Origin of the sequence: Paraglaciecola aquimarina (genome assembly GCF_032464635.1) — a bacterium.
GTDB lineage: Bacteria > Pseudomonadota > Gammaproteobacteria > Enterobacterales > Alteromonadaceae > Paraglaciecola > Paraglaciecola aquimarina.
In genome coordinates this window covers 3086096-3103957 of sequence record NZ_JAWDIO010000002.1, presented here as the reverse complement: position 1 = coordinate 3103957, position 17862 = coordinate 3086096, and the positions used below count along the sequence as shown (strand labels likewise).

Genomic DNA, 17862 nt, shown 5'->3' with positions numbered 1-17862 from the left:
CACTTTTATAGGTATTAAAGAGCGCTCTAGCTAACTCGTCTGCTCTTCAGTAAACACAAAAAAGCGATCCTAAGATCGCTTTTTTATGTCTGGAACACTTCTATTAATCTTGATATTCAGGATGCCCAGATGGCCAGGTGTTTGGCACACCATCAAAGAAACTACGTAAGGTCGCTACGAGTTCCGGGTCCGCTTTATTCTCTGCCCACTTAACGTTTTTTTCAATATTAGCCGGGTTAGCCGTTCCAACTAACGTAGAAGTAATAGATGGGTGGTCTATGGCAAATTGTAGTGCCACCTGGGTAATATCAATGCCCTTTTGCTTGCAGTAATCTACCGCTTTAGCACCTGCAGCTAACATATCTTTATGTGCAGGATGCCAATCTGGCGCGCCTCTGCTGGTTAACACCCCCATAGCTGTAGGTGAAGCATTAACAATCCCTACCCCTTTCTCATCTAATTCTGGAATAAGTCGCTCTAAAGATGTGTCATGCAACGCGTAACGGCAATACGTTAGAATACAATCAATATCAAAACGTTCAATGGTTTCTGCGAATATTTTAATAGGGTAACCTGTTACCCCAACATAGCGTATTTTACCTTCCTTTTTTAAATCCATTAAACAAGGGATCGCTTCATCAAATACTTGCTGCAAATTACCAAATTCAATATCGTGTAAATATAGAATATCCACGCCATCCACTTGCAGTCTTGCTAAACTTTCTTCCAAGCTCGTTCTAATTCGTGCGGCAGAAAAATCAAAGTCAGCAAAATCTGAACCGTAACGTCCCGCTTTAGTTGATAGAACATATTTATCTCTAGGCACAGTTTTTAACGCTTTCCCAAGAACCGTTTCGGCAACAGTTAATCCGTAATATGGAGAAACATCGATATGGTTAATTCCTAAGTCTAACGCTGTATGAACTGTTTTTATCCCGTCTTGTTCACTTATATTTCTAAACACACCGCCTAGCGGTGAGGCGCCATAACTCAATTTTGAAAGTTTAAGGCCTGTTTTACCTAAATCGTTATATTCCACAGTAATATCCTTAAAGTTGGTAAAACTTTATTGCGTTCATACCAAAAATTTTATCAAAGGCTTGAGGACATGTTGACTCAACATATTCTGCGACTATTTGTTTAATATCCGAGTATGTTCCACCTAATAAACAGACCGGCCAGTCGGAGCCAAACATGATCCTGTCTTCACCAAATGCTTGAAAAACAGTATCTAAATACGGGATAAAGTCACGCTTATTCCAGTCATTCGGATCAGCTTCGGTTACCATTCCAGACACCTTACAAGAAATGTTTTGATATTTTCCGAGCGCTAACATCAAATCTTTCCACTGGTTAAACTCAAGCCCTTCTTTAATCTTTGGTTTGGCGATATGGTCAACCACTATCTGTAAAGTAGGTACCTGTTTAACCAGTTCTAGGGCTTGTGGTAACTGATGGGAAAATATTAATAAGTCGTATCGATAACCTAACCCTGCGAGTGTATTTAAACCTCTAACAAAGGTTGGATCTAACATAAAATTCGGATCAGGCTCGCCTTGCAGCACATGACGAAACCCTTTCAAACATTTTTTTAAGCGATAACCATCCAATTGCTGCGCTAAATCTGCAGATTTTAAATCAATCCAGCCAACCACACCTTTAATAAAGTTGTGACTTTCAGCTAATTCAATTAACCAATTAGTTTCTTCAAGTGACTGTCTCGCTTGGACCGCGACACACCCATCTATATTATTTTCCGCCAACAATGAAGATAAATGATTAGGTAAAAAGTCTTGTTTAATTGCCTTTTCATCATCACCAATCCACCCATAATCTTTTTCAGTAAAATGCCAAAAATGCTGGTGTGAATCTATCTTAAGCATTGTCCATCTCTATCACCGCTTTGATTACACCAGAGCCGGGTTGAGTCCAATTCTTAAAGCTTTCAACCATGGAACTAAACTTGCTCGAGTGGGTAATGAACCCTTCGCTTTTTAAGGTGCCATTTTTAAGGCCGTTGACGACATTCTCAAAATCTTCACGGGTCGCATTTCTGCTACCAAGCAAAGTAGTTTCCCGTTTATGGAACTCTGGATCACTAAAGGTGATATTAGCTTTTACCACGCTAACATATACAATCTTGCCGCCATGAGCTAGATTCGTCACCGCAGACTCCATAGCTTTTACGTTACCGGTACAATCAATAATCACGGTAGGAAAATCACCGTTGGTTAATTCACTTAATTGTTGTGTCACATCACCTAAAGCATCTACCAATCCATCTACCGCATAGTTGTCTCGACAAAAATCAAGCTTTTCTTTAGCCACATCAGACACTAACACTTTAGCCCCTGACATTTTAGAAAATTGAATAGCCCCTATTCCAATCGGACCCGATCCCATCACTAATACAGTATCGTCGGCTTTTATGTCTGCTCTTCGTACGGCATGAGCACCAATAGAAAAACACTCAACTACGGCTAAATCATTGAAACTTAACCCATCAGTCTGTACCACGTACTTTTCTGGGATACTGATGTATTCGCACATGCCGCCATCTCGGTGGACACCTAGTACTTCGATATTAGTACAACAGTTTCCTTTATCATTTCGACACGCAACACAGTTACCACAACTGATATATGGAATAACATAAACGGCTTTGCCTTTTTCAATAGCAACTCCACTGCCTACTTCTTCAACTACTCCAGATAACTCGTGTCCCAACACGCGGGGATATTCGAAAAATGGCTGGTTGCCACCATAAGCGTGAATATCGGTCCCACATACGCCTATTGACTTAATTTTAACCAGTACTTCACCCGCTTTAGGTGTCGGTTTGTCAAGCTGTTTATATTCTAGAACCCCAAGGCTCAACACACACTACGGCTTTCATATGTGCAATTTCTCCATATTTTAAGAATGAATTTATATCTATTTACGTCAGTCTAAACGGCAACACCAAATATTTCCAGTTTTTATTTTGAATATGAACCACGACATTCATATTTAACATTTAATTAAAACTAAATTGTTATTCTTATACAAACTAAAATAAATATACGTTTACAAATAAGCAACATTTTAAATACTCTAATATAAATTTAATGTTTTATATAGAAAAAATAGGGATATAGAAAAAATATTAGATTTGAATAAGTACATTGCAATTTTTAAATGTAAATTAAGAGATAAAAATGAGGACAAAAAATGAAGATCAAACTTGCCACCATCACAAAACCTATCAAATATTCCGCTACTTTCGCTTTGCTGTTATTTTGTCAGCTAACGCAGGCAGCAGATCCAGTTAGCCAATACATAGTTGACGGCAACATCGTACCTAAATGGGTTAGCTATGTAGGAAATTCAATGAATTGGTTTATACCAGTTAAAAATGGCATAGCTAAAACAGAAAGAAAGAGCTTAATTGTCACTACACTGAAAAAAAGCAACGAAGCAAAAACCCTCAATCTTAAATGGACAGGAAAGCACGTAAAAAATCAATGGGGAGGCAACACTTTAGGTGATAGTTTCTTTGGCATCGGTAGGCACAATATAGATCTCTCGTCAGTAGAAGATGCGGCGGCCATAGCATTTGACATTAAGATCCTCAGAAATCCTACAGATAATGTTACCCTTTCGATGCAATGCGAAAACTCGAATAAATGCAAAGGTGACTTTCCCATCAAGAATATTTTAAAAAATATTGAGAATGATAAGTGGCAACAATTACCCATTCCACTCAACTGCTTTAACAAAGAGGGAAATTTTAATTTCAAACAAGTAACCACTATATTCAGCCTTGGCAACTGAAGGAAAACTTGAGATCCAGTTAAGAAATGTACAATTGGTAGGATTGCCACAAGGCAATAAGGGATGTAAGGAATAATAACTAACCTGAGTTCTGGATAAGAAGTATTGCTTACGCTAAACAATCCAACGCCGCTAGACACAAAAAGCGCGTTATCGAGAGATTCGGCTTATCCAGGACTCAGGTTAACTAAGTTGCCGTTCAAGCATTAAGCTTATAGCATAAGCTAGAACAGCAAAGTAAATGACTTAAAATTTAAGACTTTCGGACTATCCCATAAGTCAGGGCTTTAGATAATTCGTCAGCTGCAGCTTTTAGTGATTCAATAACTTCTTCAATCGATTTCTCTGCTGGAATTCGTTCGATATAAGGAACTGTCAACGAAGCAACCGCCATGTCACCGTCCATAATAGGATAGGCTAAATCCACCACTCCGGTTACATATAAACTTGGCGCTCGGAGTATGCCTTGTTTTGCCACTTTTTTACATTTAGTCATGAATTCATTAAGTTCAGCATCTGAATGATACTTGCTTAACATTTTAAGCATTGACTCTTTTTTCTGCTTCTTGGTGTACAAACAAAATTTGCCCTGAAGCAGAGTAAATAATTGGACGGCGATAACCAACACGTACAGAATAAGACATTAAATTCGGCGATTCAGCTCTAGCAATGACCACTATTTGATCTTGAGACTCAACCGCAATATGACAAGACATAGAGGTTTGATCTGCCAATTTACGCATGACGGGATGAGCATATTCAAGGATATCTTTTACAGGCTCATGCTCTGTCCCTAACTGCAATAATTTACGAGTAACTAAATACCCTTCGCTATCTTCTTCTTTCTCGATATATCCACGTTCTTCTAGCACTAGGATCATACGATAAATTTCGGCATTAGAACGGCCCAACCGTTCAGCAATAGTGGTTGTGCCCAATGGCGTAGAGTCCTTAGAGAGTAACTCTAGAATATCAAGACCTTTTTCTAAGGCTGGTGCGGAATACTTTTTTGAGGTTTAGCGTCCATCATGACTCTCTTTTATTTTTGATTGTGTAAAAGCTAAAAAATTACTAGCCTAACTTACGAGAATTTATAAGACCACATTGTAGACATTAAGTTTATTTTGTCGACTATTTATATACAAAACGAAGCGGTTTTATTCCCATTTTAGTGGCCAAAGCGTTCAGTTTCCGGTGCGACTGCAATGTTGCTACCATTAGTGACACTCATGCAAAGCATGTCACCTGCTTCACTGCATCATATACAGCAACTGTATATCAAATACAAAAATCTAAAAGTGTAAAAAAACGCCTTTAAAAGGCATTTTTTAATTGCTAGTTTTGTGGCAAATTGGCCACATCAACGCTTTAGTTTTAGAGTACGTTTTTAGCAGATATAGTTGCCAATTAAACGCATGCATTTTGCATTGTAAACAGGATACAGAGATACCTGCGCAACACGAATTGATATCACGCAACATCCCTGTTGCTGTTCCACACGCGAATTAACCATAAACAGCGCGCTTTGACGTTACTATTGGGTAACCTTACCAGTAGCAGCCCACTCAGTACCTTTTAACAAGCTCGCCGCAAATCCAGAACTTTTGAAAGCTGGTTCAGCATGGCCTAGCGTGGTATGAAAAACCCGACCTTTTTATAAGTAATCGCCATTAATACAGGTTCGTGACGTCCAAAACCATTGTATTTCTTATCATCAAAAGCGGTCGCTAGTACCGTCATATTCTTAGCGGGTCCACGTAAACGGTTGTAGAGTTCATCTTTACTTTGTAACCAAGTGTCTGGCATATTTTCAGTAATCGGGTGCTCCTTATCTCGGGTAACCACTTCGAACTCATGTTGTTTGCCATGCCCCCCTGCACCACCTTTTGCATGATCGACGATTTTATTTCCAGCATCATCAAAGTAAACATAAGGGCCATCAGATTCATTTCTATTACCCCAGCCTCCTAAGCCGATCATTTCATTGTATGCTTTCCACTCAGGGAAAGAGTTGTTTGCCGCATGTACAGTCACAAACCCTCCCCTGTCGCCATATAATCCTCAAACGCTTTTTTGGTGGTTTCAGGCTAAGGCGCCGCTTTCCAGCCGAAGTTAGATATCACTACATCATAATTTGAGAAATTGGGTTTGAACTCAGGGTCAGTTTTTGGTTGGGGTAAGTCTTGGTAAACTTTTCCATCTTGAAGAGGAAACTCTTTTTAGTAACTTTCCTCCTTCCAAGTCACAAGTGTGCGATATACGTCCACTTTAAAACGCCCAGACTGCTCTAAGGTTTGTTTCATCATCTGCGTTGATTTAGGCCAAACGGTATGGTTATTTTGCCCATCTACGATCAGCACTTTTAAGATGTCACTTTCAGATGATGTTGCAGTACAACCCGTGATAACAACAGCAGCCAATAAGTACACTGTATTCTTAATAATTCTCATGTATATTCCAGTTATCTAAAATTTGGTACAAATGATACATATATCTTTAACAAATTGTCATGAACTTTATCAATTGAGATACGAAATAGTGCGACAAAAATTCATTAGAACGCTTGAAGCCTATAGCTTTCTATCGTAAAAACATTACCATATCACTACGCCTCGCTTACAAATTTGTTTATATGGAATTCGCATTTATTCTCCTCGCTTTTATTTTTGGTTTAGGTCTCAAGCTACTTAAGTTGCCCACACTTATTGGCTACCTATTGGCTGGGTTTGCTGCTCAGCATTTCGGTTTTAGTACAAGCGATAACTTACAAAATATCGCTAATCTTGGCATCACCTTGATGCTGTTTACTATTGGTCTAAAACTAAATGTACGAGATCTATATAAAAAAGAGGTATGGGTAGGCAGTGTTTCTCATTACAGTCTTTTGGGTGACACTCGTTAACTGCTGTCTGATTGCTTTTTCATGGCTCGGACTAAATCTATTTACGACCTTGACTCTGGCCAACTCAAGCCTTACTGGCTTTTTCTCTAAGCTTTAGTAGTACAGTGTGCATTGTCAAAATATTAGAAGAAAGCGGTGAGATTAAAACCCGTCACGGTAAACTGGCTATCGGAATTTTAGTTATGCAAGATATCTTTGCCGTTTCTATTTTTAGTCATTGCCACTGGAAAAATACCTTCGATTTGGGCGCTAGCACTAATTTCGTTGTTTTTATTAAGCCTTTATGGGCAAAAGTACTGGATACAGTTGGTCATGGTGAATTATTGATTTTATCTGGTTTTATATTAGCCTTTGGTGGCTATGAATTATTTGAATTAGTGGGCATTAAAGGGGATTTAGGTGCCTTGGTAATTGGCATGTTTGTCGCGAGTCACCACAAATCTGCCGAATTATCCAAGTCGCTTATGACGTTTAAAGATTTGTTTCTAATCGGCTTTTTTCTAACCATAGGGTTGAGTCAATTACCTACTATTGAATTAACGGTAATGGCCTTATTATTATGCTTGCTTATTCCCCTAAAATTTGTGTTGTTCTTCAGACTTTTTACGCTACTAAAACTACGCGCTCGCACCAGCTACTTAGCCAGCTTGGTGCTGTCAAATTACAGTGAGTTTGGCTTAATAGTGATAGCCCTTCTGGTGAGCTTAGGTTGGCTAACAGCAGATTGGTTGGTAATAATGGCTATGGCACTATCATTCTCATTTGTTATCACAAGTTTCGCTTATAAAACATCGCACAATCAATACCACTCCCTTAAACAGCGTCTTAAGTACTATGAGCACCCAGATGTATTAGCCGAAGATACTTACCGCCAGCCTACTCAAGCAGAGATTATAGTTATTGGTCTAGGTCGAGTTGGTAAAGGGGCCTATGCGTCCACTGCACTCAATGGTAGGCAACAAAGTCTGGGGCATGGACGCTGACCCAATTCGAATTAATAAACTAGAAAAATTGGGCTACTCAGGTTATGACCGGCGACGGTGAAGATGTCGAGCTTTGGCAAAACATGGATCTAACGGGCGTCAAACTAGTGTTACTTGCCCTGCCCTCTATTGAAGATATTTGCAATATCACAGAACAATTGAATCATGCCAAATATCAAGGAAAGATAGCCTCAATTGCCCGCTATGAAGATGAAATTGAACCGCTGTTAGCGGCAGGCTCTGACAAAGTATTTAACTTTTTTACCGAAGCGGGCACTGGCTTTGCTGAAGAAAGCTTACAACTTATTACCAAGGAAGCTTAATTTAAATTCAAAATGACATAAAAACAAGAATCATTATCATTGCATATCCAATTGATTTATATGGATATTTTTTATTATTGCGTAGAAAAATTTAATTTAGTGAGCTATACTCATGCTCGAAAATTTAATTAGTTTGAGGCGTTAACCATGAAAGGTGATAAGCAGGTCGTTGCCACATTAAATGAAGTATTAACTTATGAGTTAACTTCAATCAATCAATTCTTTTTACATGCTCGCATGTATAAAAACTGGGGATTGAGTAATCTAAATAGCATATCTTACAAAAAGTCTATTAAGGATATGAAGCAAGCTGATGAATTAATAGAACGAATTTTGTTTCTAGAGGGCCTGCCCAATTTACAAATGTTAGGTAAATTAATGATTGGCGAAGATACAGTTGAAATGTTGAACTGTGATATGACTTTTCAAAATAACCAAATTCCTTTACTTAGAAAAGCCATCAGTCTGTGTGAAGAAAAACTAGATTTTGTTTCAAGAGATTTACTCGAATCTATTTTGAGCTTTGAAGAAGATCATATCGACTGGATTGAAACTCAACAATATCAAATTGCCAATATGGGCATTGAAAACTATTTACAGTCACAAGTTGAAGGGGACTAGGTATGAAAGGTAAACAAGTCATTATAGATAAGCTTAATGCTCTACTCGCCTTTGAGTTAGCCGCAATGGATCAGTACTTTCTACATTCTGAAATGTATAAGGATTGGGGACTAAATAAGCTATATGAGCGTATATCTCATGAATTTGAAGATGAAAAAGGCCATGCCACTAAACTAATTGAGCGTATGCTGTTTTTAGAAGGGACACCAGACATGGTAACCCGTGATGGCCTACAAATTGGCACAGATGTGCCGTCAATGCTAGAAAGTGACTTACGGGTAGAGTATGCAGTGGCCCAAGCGTTAAGGGAAACCATGGCCTTGTGTGAAGTAGAACAAGACTATGTAACTCGTGATATGTTACTAGCGCTATTGGACGACACTGAAGTTGACCACGCTTATTGGTTAGAGCAGCAATTAGGATTGATTAAAAGAGTTGGTCTAGCCAACTATTTACAATCTCAACTGTAAGTCACGAGGCTGAACGAATTTTGACAATAGTTAATAGTGAGTCTCAAAGTTAAAAAAATATGATTGAATATTTTGCTCACTATCTACTATTTGTACCACTAACTGCCATTTCATATTCGGCTCACTGCACGCCCCTAGAAATAGTTGACTAAGGTGGTGATGATAAGAACCAATAGTTTTACTCGAGTCAATGATGACAGCGGTTTTCCCCATGTACATATTGACACCCTGTACCCACATGTTATCAAGAACCGTCGAATCAGGTATTTTTACAACAAAATTTAGAGCCTCTTCCAATTCAATTTTTTGCTCAAATTGTACTGAAACATTTATCCCATTTTTCTGCAGACTGCACTCCTTTGTTCCATCGACGAGACACTGGTTTGATGAATTTATATCCACGCTGTTATCTAAATACAAAAAAACTCCGACAACAGATGACAAAACGAACAATATAATCAATATTCTAGAAAAAAAAGTAGGATTCAAAATTACACAACAGGTAAACTAACGGAATGTTAAGTGTGATTTAAATAAACATAAGTAACAAGTGAGTTATTCGCTTTCTTTTTACTTAATATAACCTTAATATATATGCGGTTATTAAACGAAAAAGATGTAATTTCAATTGCTTAGACAGGATTTGAAATAAAAACGTTAACCGAGTTAAATACATGCAATAAAGCAGTAATACAATTGTTAATAAAGCGGAAGATTCATTAAATGAGTGAAGCTATTCAAGTACACCCCGAATATAACTATAAAGTTGTTCGGCAGTTTGCGGTCATGACCGTAGTATGGGGAATTATCGGCATGGCTATAGGCGTGTTGATTGCGGCTCAATTATATTGGCCAGCCTTAAACTTTGACACACCATGGTTAACCTTCTCGAGATTGAGGCCATTGCATACCAATGCGGTTATTTTTGCCTTTGGTGGCTGTGCACTTATGGCAACATCGTTATATGTTGTGCAGCGTACATGTCAAGTGCGGTTATTTAGTGACAAGTTAGCCTCGTTTTTGTTCTGGGGTTGGCAGCTGGTCATACTCTCGGCGGTAGTCACATTGCCCATGGGTTTAACAAGTACGAAAGAATATGCCGAGCTTGAATGGCCAATAGATATCTTGATTACAATTGTTTGGATTGCTTATATCATTAACTTCTTTGGCACCATGGTTATTCGCAAAGTTTCACATATTTATGTTGCTAACTGGTTTTTGGGGCATTCATGATTACCGTTGCGGTGCTTCATATTGCCAATAGCATGGTCGTGCCCGTCTCTTTGTTCAAATCCTATTCTATCTATTCTGGCGCTGTAGACGCTATGATCCAGTGGTGGTATGGACATAATGCGGTCGGATTTTTCTTAACAGCCGGCTTCTTAGGAATGATGTATTACTTCGTACCCAAACAAGCGGGACGTCCAGTATTTTCATATCGCTTATCAGTTGTACATTTTTGGGCTCTAATTTCATTGTATATCTGGGCTGGTCCTCACCACTTACACTATACCGCTCTGCCAGACTGGACTCAGTCTTTAGGAATGGCGATGTCAATTATACTTTTTGTTCCATCTTGGGGAGGCATGATCAACGGCATTATGACCCTATCTGGTGCATGGCATAAACTACGTACTGACCCAATCTTACGTTTCTTAGTAGTTTCTTTATCGTTTTACGGTATGTCTACCTTTGAAGGCCCGATGATGGCAATCAAAACAGTAAACGCATTATCTCATTATACTGATTGGACTGTAGGCCACGTTCATTCTGGTGCTTTAGGTTGGGTTGCGATGGTATCAATTGGAGCGATATATCATTTAATTCCTGTACTATTTGATAGAACTAAGATGTACAGCATTAAGCTTATCAATGTGCATTTTTGGCTAGCCACTATCGGCGTGGTTTTATACATAGTTGCTATGTGGATATCAGGTGTTTTGCAAGGACTCATGTGGAGCGCGATTAACGCTGATGGAACACTTACCTATAGTTTCGTTGAGTCTCTTGAAGCATCTAAACCCTTCTATTTAGTTAGATTTATAGGCGGTGTGTTTGTGGTATCCGGCATGTTTATCATGGCATACAATTGTTATAGAACTATCAAAGGCGATAGTTTAAAAGAACCGGCTTTTGAGCCTGAAACTCAAGCAGCTTAAGGGGCCATTTAGTGAAAAATGCACATGAGTTAATTGAAAAAAATGTTGGTCTGTTGACTGTTCTTATATTAGTCGCCATCAGTTTAGGCGGTATGGCGCAAATCACGCCACTAATGTTCCAGCAACAAACCATGTCACCTGTAGATGGGTTAAAGCCCTATACGGCTTTGCAAATGGAAGGCCGTGACATTTTTATTCGTGAGGGCTGTGTAGGTTGTCATAGTCAGATGATACGTCCTTTTAGAGCAGAAACTGAACGATATGGTCATTATTCTGTTGCGGGTGAATCTGTTTGGGAGCATCCTTTTTTGTGGGGTTCTAAACGAACAGGGCCGGACTTAGCTCGAGTAGGCGGTCGTTACAGTGATGATTGGCATCGAGTACACTTAATTAATCCTCGAGATGTTGTTCCAGAATCTAATATGCCAGGACTTTCCTTGGTTAATGGAAAATACATTAGATGGGGAACTAACTGCTAAGAAACTATCAGTCTTTAGAGACTTTGGTGTTCCTTATACTGACGAAGACATTGCAAGTGCAAAAGCTGCGGTAAAAGGTAAAACTGAAATGGAAGCTTTAATTGCTTATCTTCAATCACTTGGCACGGCGTTGAAATAATATGGATTACGCAACAAGCGGTAGCATTTATACAGTAGTAGTTTTTATCAGTTTTATTGGCATTGTTTGGTGGGCTTTCAGTAATAAATCAAAAGCAAACTTTGATGAAGCAGAAAAGCTTATTTTTGACGATGAACCTCAGCATAGCAAGCGGGAGTCTAAGGTAGATGAGTAGTTTTTGGAGCATATGGATTTCAGTTATTACATTGGGATCAATTTTAGGTTGTTTTTTAATACTTCGCTGGTGTCTATCTAACAAGACGGGTGTAAAAGAAGGCGAAGATATGCATCACGAGTTTGATGGTATCATCGAGATAAATAACCAACTGCCTAAATGGTGGACGATGTTATTTTACGTTTGTATCATTTGGGGTGTAGTTTATTTAGTTTTATACTCTGGATTAGGTAACTTTAAAGGTCTTTTGAATTGGCAGAGCTCGAATCAGAATATTCGCTCACTAGCTGAGTCTAAAGCCGCAGTAGAAGCCCTGAAAACGAATGGTATGATTAGTCAGTATGACCGCGAAATAGCATCAGCAGACGCTCAATACGCACCCATTTTTGACGCGTATTTCAAAAAACCAATTACAGAACTAGCCCGCGACCCAGAAGCATTAAAAGTGGGTCAACGATTGTTTAGCCAAAACTGTTCTCAGTGTCATGGTTCAGATGCAGGTGGTCAACGAGGCTTCCCTAACCTAACAGATAATGATTGGTTATACGGTGGTTCACCAGAGAAAATTAAAGAAACATTACTCAATGGTAGACAGGCATTAATGCCAGCATGGATTGACGTATTAGGTGAGCAAGGTATAAAAGAAGTTGTTAGTTATGCCTTAAGCCTAAGCAACAGACCAGACCTTGATCCTAAGCTAGTCGCTGCTGGTAAAGAAAAGTTTGCTAATTGTGTTGCATGCCACGGTGCAGATGGCAAAGGTAACCACGCTTTCGGTGCACCAAACCTAACGGACCAAATATGGTTATATGGCGGGACTGAAAAAGCGATTACCGAAACCTTAACTCATGGTCGTAACGGAGTGATGCCTTCTTTCAAAAACACTTTAGGTGAGAAGAAGATACATTTAGTAGCATCTTATATTTATAGTTTATCGCAAAATAAATAGCATCAATGTTATACTAACAGCCCCGCTAGTTCGGGGCTTTTTTATTTTTAGCTTTCAATGTTTTATTGACTTCAAAAGAGTGTTTCATATACATGCAACCCACAAAATCGCTAGCTTGGTACAAACAGTTTTGGCCTTGGTTTTTAATAATAGTCCCGCTTACATCGATGATACTCAGTTTTACCATGATGCATTTAGCATTTAATACCGACGATAGTATGGTCATTGACGATTACTATAAAGAAGGTAAAGGTATTAATGTCAAGTTACAGGCAATACAAAAAGCTAAAGAATTGGGTATTGTTACCCAAATGTCTATTTCTCAGCATGACGTAGAAGTCAACTTTTTAAGTGGCAAACCAGAGAATGGTGAAGCGCTTATATTGGACTTTCATCACTCAACCTCAGGATTTTAAAGATTTTTCAGTGAACCTGTTCAAAGATGCAAATGGAATATATCGTGCGCCCCTAGCCATCGATATATCTGGAAAGTGGAAAGTTACCTTGCGCCCTTTCACAACTAGTTGGAAGATTCAGCACGATATTTCTTTGCCTAGAGAAGGCTCATTCGAGTTTAAGCCTTAACATTTATGACCTCACTTTGCTTTCATTGTGGACTAGAAAATAGTCCGCACCTAAGCTATTCAGCTGAAATATTAGGCGAGTGCCGAAACTTTTGTTGTCCAGGGTGTCTGGCCGTTGCAGAAGCAATAAGCCAAAATGGTTTAGAAGACTACTACCATTATCGAAATGAATTTGCAGACAAAGCCGATCAAGATCCCAATGATGCATTGCAAACATTAGGTATTTTTGACGATAACGCGATATTAGACGAGTTTGTCGACACTAAGCACGAGGTAAGCGAAATCCAGCTAACCATTAGTGGGATAAATTGTGCTGCATGTGGTTGGCTGATAGAAAAACAGCTATCCAAGTTGACTGGGATCATACAAATTGGGGTAAATGTATCGGCTCGCCGAGCCACAGTAAAATGGAACAAAAATCAACTCAAACTAAGCCAAATCTTGAGCCGAATAGAACAAATCGGCTATCACGCCAAACCGTTTCAACCAGAGCAACATGAAGCAACATATCGCAGTGAAAATAAGGCGTTCTTAAAACGATTAGGATTGGCTGGTTTAATGACCATGCAAGTGATGATGCTCAATCTTGGCGTTTTTTTTGATTTGTTTGGGCATATAGAAGTAGAAACGAAACAGTATTTTAACTGGGTTAGTTTACTGTTAACCACCCCTGTTATTTTATATTCTGCAGCAGAGTTTTTCTCTAGTGCTGCTAGAGCCGTAGCTGCCAAGACAGTGAATATGGATGTACCAATTTGTATTGCACTAAGTGTTATATATGCAACCAGCATATTGGCCACAGTCCAACAAAGTGGGCAAACCTATTTTGAATCTCTTTGTATGTTTGTATTCCTGTTATTGATTAGTCGTTATTTAGAGCATGGAGCACGATATAAAGCTTCTCAGGTTTCAGCAAACTTACTTGAATATATGCCCACAATTGCCACATTAATTGACGATCCAGCACACGTCCCTGTTTTAGCTAAATCTCTTAAAGTGAAGCAAAAGGTGTTGATTAAAGCCGGAGAGCTTGTTCCTGTAGATGGTAAAATCATAGATGGTGAAGGCGAATTAAACGAAGCTATGCTAACTGGCGAATTTGATTTAGTTTATAAGCGACAGGGTGATCAAGTGTATGCGGGCACCGTAAATCAACTTGGCACCTTAATCGTTGAAGTGACCAATACCCTGAAACATTCTATGCTGCAGCAAATAAGTAAATTACAAACTCAAGCGATGACAGATAAGCCAAGGATCGCAAGTTTAGCCGATACGTTTTCACAGTATTTTGTAGCCGGGGTGTTAGTTATTGCTGCCCTCACCTACTTCGTATGGTTAAGTATTGACGAATCAAAAGCGTTGTGGATTATGATATCTGTGTTGATTGCTACTTGTCCATGTGCTTTAGGTCTGGCTACACCATCCGCTCTATCTTGTGCCGTCGCCAATTTAAATAAGAATGGGATACTGCTAAAACGCACAGACGCCATAGAAAAAATAAATAAGATTAATTGGGTAGGTCTAGATAAAACAGGTACCTTGACGGAAGGAAAATTCACCGTACAGCGGTGTATTAATATGTCTAGTTTAACAGACGACCAAGTAATGTGTTTAGCCTCTAGTTTAGAGCAATATTCTTCTCACCCTATTGCTCATGCCTTTGAGCATAAGGTTACGCTAGAGGTATCCAATTTTACAATAGATGTAGGCTTAGGAATTAGCGGCTTCATCGGCGGTAAACGATACAAAATGGGTGCCCTCGCCTATATGGATTTTTCTATTCCTGAGCAGCTAAAAGACTGCAATGTATTCCTGCAGTCTGAGCAGCAGTTAATAGCCGGGATGTTATTGACCGATAAAATTAGAGTATCTAGTGAAGAATTTATCAACCAGAGCAAAGGCAAACATTTCGCTCTAATCAGTGGTGATAGCCCATCTATTGTTAGCCAAGTAGCGACCCAACTTGCAATAGATGAATGGTACGCTGAACAAACCCCACAGGGGAAATTGGATATTATTAGGCAAGCTCAAAAGGATGGCAAAGTGGTGCTGATGGTAGGAGATGGCATCAATGATGGACCCGTATTGGCCCAAGCCGATGTGTCAATTGCGCTTGGTGCAGGTTCTGATTTAGCTAAGTCATCTGCAGATATTATTTTGTTAGACAATCAGCTTGATAAGCTTAATTTAGTGTTTCGCATTGCGCAGCGTACACGAGCCAAAATAATTCAAAATTTTAGCTGGGCAATTGGCTATAATATTTTAGTACTACCTCTTGCCTTTACTGGCTACCTTAGCCCTTGGATGGCAGTATTAGGTATGTCACTTAGTTCTTTAGTGGTAGTTGTAAACTCCATCAAACTTCTTAAATAGCAGGTATTGAATTGAATATAATTTACGTACTAATCCCATTAGCCATTTTACTGGTATGCGTGGCAATTGGGGTATTCTTCTGGGCGGTCAAGTCTAATCAGTTTGAAGACTTGGAGAGACACGGTAGCAGTATTTTATTTGATGATGATTTGAACAAGACGTCGCCCAAAGAAAAGAAAACTAACGTCAAAGATGTATGAGCTTAGTTTTTTCTCCGCCATGCTAATTGGCCTCGCCGGTGGAGTGCATTGTGCTGGAATGTGTGGTGGCATTGTTGGCGCTTTCAGTTATGCCTTACCCAAAAATGCGAGTCTGCTTGCTTATTCACTCACCTATAATTTCGGTAGGATATTGAGCTATACCCTTGCAGGTGGGCTAACGGGTTGGTTGGGACAAATATTCTCAAACCAAATACATCAGGGCGTGCTTATTTTGCAATTTATTGGCAGTGTATTCTTAGTCTTGTTAGCCTTTTATGTGACGGGTTGGTGGCGAGGTTTAGTAAAACTAGAGAAGATAGGCAGCAATTTATGGAAGTGGATCCGCCCTTGGTCGACTAAACTGCTACCCTTCAAAACCCCTTTGCATGCCTTACCTTATGGGATGATTTGGGGATGGTTACCTTGCGGTCTTATATATTCAAGCCTCACTTGGTCTTTGGCAAGTGGCTCAGCTATAAATGGCGCTTTACTCATGTTCGGCTTTGGCTTAGGTACTTTACCTATAATGATTTTAATGGCCCTAGGGTTTGATAAAGTTAAAAGCCTAGCACAACACCCAAATGTAAAACTTGCAATTGGTCTCTTATTGCTAATTTTTGCTTCCTTACAGATTCTAAATCTTATCACGTCATCGGTTTAGGGATAAATTCTCACTGGCAGTTACTCGTATAATTTCATAAGCTTAATAGGAGATCATTAACCCTCAATTAAGGTAGCGACTATGAATTATCAAAAAATACTGGCTGTTATTGAGCCCGAACTCGAACAACAAAAATCACTGTCTAGAGCCGTCGACATTGCCGCTATCACTAAGGGTACGGTTACCGCCTTATTAACTATATATGATTTTTCTTACGAAATGACCAGTATGTTAAGTACTGACGAGCGGGAAAATATACGAAATGCGGTGATAAATGAGCGCACAGACTGGTTGGTAAAATTAGTCGATGAACACTACAAAGACGCAGCAATCACAATCGATGTTAAAATTATTTGGCATAATCGACCTTACGAAAGCATTATTTACGAAGTTATCGAGCAGAGCTATGATCTGATTGTAAAAGGCACCCAACAACATGATACCTTCCAATCTGTTATTTTCACCCCCACAGATTGGCATATTATGCGCAAAGCCCCGGTACCTGTATTATTGGTTAAAGACCATGATTGGCCTCAAAACGGACATGTATTAGCGGCCGTGAATGTGGGTGTAGATGTCATTGAGCACCAATCATTAAACAATGAAATTACCAGACAAGCTAAATATTTTGCCAATTTACTCGATGCCAATTTACATCTAGTTAATTCTTTTTCTGGTACGCCAGCTAACATAGTGATCGAAATCCCAGAGTTTAATCCCTCTCACTATGATGACATGGCCAAAAATCACCACCAAGAATATATGCGCGAGCATGCCTCTACACATAACATTGAAGAAGCGTTTTGCCATGTAGAGCAAGGGTTGCCCGAAGACATCATTCCCAAGTATGCCAAACAATTAGACGCGGAACTAGTTGTACTCGGTACTGTAGGGCGAGTTGGCATCTCGGCGGCATTAATTGGAAATACCGCGGAACATGTCATAGATAAACTAAATTGTGATGTGCTGGCTATCAAGCCTGAAGGATTTCAGTGCCCACTGACAAAATAACTAATCGCCATAAAGGATAT

Annotated in this window: 22 protein-coding genes and 2 pseudogenes; 16 read left to right on the top strand and 8 right to left on the bottom strand. The window is 39.3% G+C overall.

Annotated features, from left to right (window positions below; translation table 11 throughout):
* Positions 1–103 precede the first annotated feature (103 nt).
* From RS130_RS15445 to RS130_RS15435, 3 genes are read right to left on the bottom strand one after another with little or no spacing between them, the layout of a single operon-like run.
* The gene (locus RS130_RS15445; RefSeq protein WP_316026664.1) at positions 104–1039 is read right to left on the bottom strand and encodes an aldo/keto reductase; all 936 of its coding nucleotides are present in this window, start codon (positions 1037–1039) and stop codon (positions 104–106) included.
* 10 nt (positions 1040–1049) lie between these two features.
* On the bottom strand, positions 1050–1883 hold the full coding sequence (locus RS130_RS15440; protein ID WP_316026663.1) for an amidohydrolase family protein: 834 nt from the start codon (positions 1881–1883) through the stop codon (positions 1050–1052).
* Positions 1876–2880 carry a zinc-binding alcohol dehydrogenase family protein gene (locus RS130_RS15435; protein WP_316026662.1) on the bottom strand — a complete coding sequence of 335 codons (1005 nt, stop codon included), beginning with the start codon at positions 2878–2880 and terminating at the stop codon, positions 1876–1878. Before RS130_RS15435 ends, RS130_RS15440 begins: the two co-directional genes overlap by 8 nt.
* Before the next feature lie 330 nt (positions 2881–3210).
* On the opposite strand from RS130_RS15435, the gene RS130_RS15430 reads away from it, so the two are divergent.
* Positions 3211–3813 (top strand): putative glycoside hydrolase, encoded by a 603-nt coding sequence (locus tag RS130_RS15430; protein ID WP_316026661.1) that lies wholly within the window; start codon positions 3211–3213, stop codon positions 3811–3813.
* Between the two features lie 253 nt (positions 3814–4066).
* Here RS130_RS15430 and RS130_RS15425 read toward each other — a convergent pair whose 3' ends face one another.
* From RS130_RS15425 to RS130_RS15410, 4 genes are all read right to left on the bottom strand, one after another.
* On the bottom strand, positions 4067–4360 hold the full coding sequence (locus RS130_RS15425) for a hypothetical protein (RefSeq protein ID WP_316026660.1): 294 nt from the start codon (positions 4358–4360) through the stop codon (positions 4067–4069).
* Complete coding sequence (locus RS130_RS15420) at positions 4353–4751, bottom strand: IclR family transcriptional regulator (protein ID WP_316026659.1); 399 nt, start codon at positions 4749–4751, stop codon at positions 4353–4355. Before RS130_RS15420 ends, RS130_RS15425 begins: the two co-directional genes overlap by 8 nt.
* A 688-nt stretch (positions 4752–5439) precedes the next feature.
* Complete coding sequence (locus RS130_RS15415) at positions 5440–5847, bottom strand: ThuA domain-containing protein (protein ID WP_316026658.1); 408 nt, start codon at positions 5845–5847, stop codon at positions 5440–5442.
* Between the two features lie 185 nt (positions 5848–6032).
* Positions 6033–6263 (bottom strand): hypothetical protein, encoded by a 231-nt coding sequence (locus RS130_RS15410; RefSeq protein ID WP_316026657.1) that lies wholly within the window; start codon positions 6261–6263, stop codon positions 6033–6035.
* A gap of 113 nt (positions 6264–6376) precedes the next feature.
* On the opposite strand from RS130_RS15410, the gene RS130_RS15405 reads away from it, so the two are divergent.
* From RS130_RS15405 to bfr (RS130_RS15385), 5 genes are all read left to right on the top strand, one after another.
* The gene (locus RS130_RS15405) at positions 6377–6715 is read left to right on the top strand and encodes a cation:proton antiporter domain-containing protein (RefSeq protein WP_316026656.1); all 339 of its coding nucleotides are present in this window, start codon (positions 6377–6379) and stop codon (positions 6713–6715) included.
* Between the two features lie 104 nt (positions 6716–6819).
* The gene (locus RS130_RS15400; protein WP_316026655.1) at positions 6820–7698 is read left to right on the top strand and encodes a cation:proton antiporter domain-containing protein; all 879 of its coding nucleotides are present in this window, start codon (positions 6820–6822) and stop codon (positions 7696–7698) included.
* A 44-nt stretch (positions 7699–7742) separates the two neighbouring features.
* On the top strand, positions 7743–8021 hold the full coding sequence (locus RS130_RS15395) for a hypothetical protein (RefSeq protein ID WP_316026654.1): 279 nt from the start codon (positions 7743–7745) through the stop codon (positions 8019–8021).
* Positions 8022–8168: 147 nt separating this feature from the next.
* Positions 8169–8642, top strand: coding sequence for a bacterioferritin (gene bfr / locus RS130_RS15390; protein ID WP_316026653.1), 474 nt, complete (start codon positions 8169–8171; stop codon positions 8640–8642).
* Between the two features lie 2 nt (positions 8643–8644).
* Positions 8645–9112 (top strand): bacterioferritin, encoded by a 468-nt coding sequence (gene bfr / locus RS130_RS15385; RefSeq protein ID WP_316026652.1) that lies wholly within the window; start codon positions 8645–8647, stop codon positions 9110–9112.
* Positions 9113–9142: 30 nt separating this feature from the next.
* On the opposite strand, the gene RS130_RS15380 is transcribed toward bfr (RS130_RS15385), so the two are convergent.
* Positions 9143–9325, bottom strand: a complete 183-nt coding sequence (locus tag RS130_RS15380; RefSeq protein ID WP_316026651.1) for a hypothetical protein — start codon at positions 9323–9325, stop codon at positions 9143–9145.
* Positions 9326–9835: 510 nt separating this feature from the next.
* Between RS130_RS15380 and ccoN the strand changes: the two are divergent.
* The 10 genes and pseudogenes from ccoN to uspE all read left to right on the top strand — a co-directional run bounded on the left by ccoN (position 9836) and on the right by uspE (position 17842).
* A pseudogene (ccoN, locus tag RS130_RS15375) lies at positions 9836–11271 on the top strand (cytochrome-c oxidase, cbb3-type subunit I).
* A gap of 11 nt (positions 11272–11282) precedes the next feature.
* Positions 11283–11889 (top strand): annotated as a pseudogene (gene ccoO / locus RS130_RS15370) (cytochrome-c oxidase, cbb3-type subunit II).
* Between the two features lies 1 nt (position 11890).
* Positions 11891–12064, top strand: coding sequence for a cbb3-type cytochrome oxidase subunit 3 (locus RS130_RS15365; protein ID WP_316026650.1), 174 nt, complete (start codon positions 11891–11893; stop codon positions 12062–12064).
* A complete protein-coding gene (ccoP, locus tag RS130_RS15360) occupies positions 12057–13013 on the top strand; it encodes a cytochrome-c oxidase, cbb3-type subunit III (protein WP_316026649.1) in 957 nt (318 codons plus the stop codon). The genes RS130_RS15365 and ccoP overlap by 8 nt, the downstream gene beginning before the upstream one ends.
* 92 nt (positions 13014–13105) lie before the next feature.
* Positions 13106–13429 (top strand): FixH family protein, encoded by a 324-nt coding sequence (locus RS130_RS15355; protein WP_316026648.1) that lies wholly within the window; start codon positions 13106–13108, stop codon positions 13427–13429.
* The gene (locus RS130_RS15350; protein WP_316026647.1) at positions 13380–13598 is read left to right on the top strand and encodes a FixH family protein; all 219 of its coding nucleotides are present in this window, start codon (positions 13380–13382) and stop codon (positions 13596–13598) included. The genes RS130_RS15355 and RS130_RS15350 overlap by 50 nt, the downstream gene beginning before the upstream one ends.
* Positions 13599–13603: 5 nt before the next feature.
* Positions 13604–15970, top strand: coding sequence for a heavy metal translocating P-type ATPase (locus tag RS130_RS15345; RefSeq protein ID WP_316026646.1), 2367 nt, complete (start codon positions 13604–13606; stop codon positions 15968–15970).
* A gap of 11 nt (positions 15971–15981) precedes the next feature.
* Complete coding sequence (ccoS, locus tag RS130_RS15340; protein WP_316026645.1) at positions 15982–16170, top strand: cbb3-type cytochrome oxidase assembly protein CcoS; 189 nt, start codon at positions 15982–15984, stop codon at positions 16168–16170.
* The gene (locus RS130_RS15335; RefSeq protein ID WP_316026644.1) at positions 16163–16831 is read left to right on the top strand and encodes a sulfite exporter TauE/SafE family protein; all 669 of its coding nucleotides are present in this window, start codon (positions 16163–16165) and stop codon (positions 16829–16831) included. The genes ccoS and RS130_RS15335 overlap by 8 nt, the downstream gene beginning before the upstream one ends.
* 81 nt (positions 16832–16912) lie before the next feature.
* Complete coding sequence (uspE, locus tag RS130_RS15330; protein WP_316026643.1) at positions 16913–17842, top strand: universal stress protein UspE; 930 nt, start codon at positions 16913–16915, stop codon at positions 17840–17842.
* Positions 17843–17862: the final 20 nt, after the last annotated feature.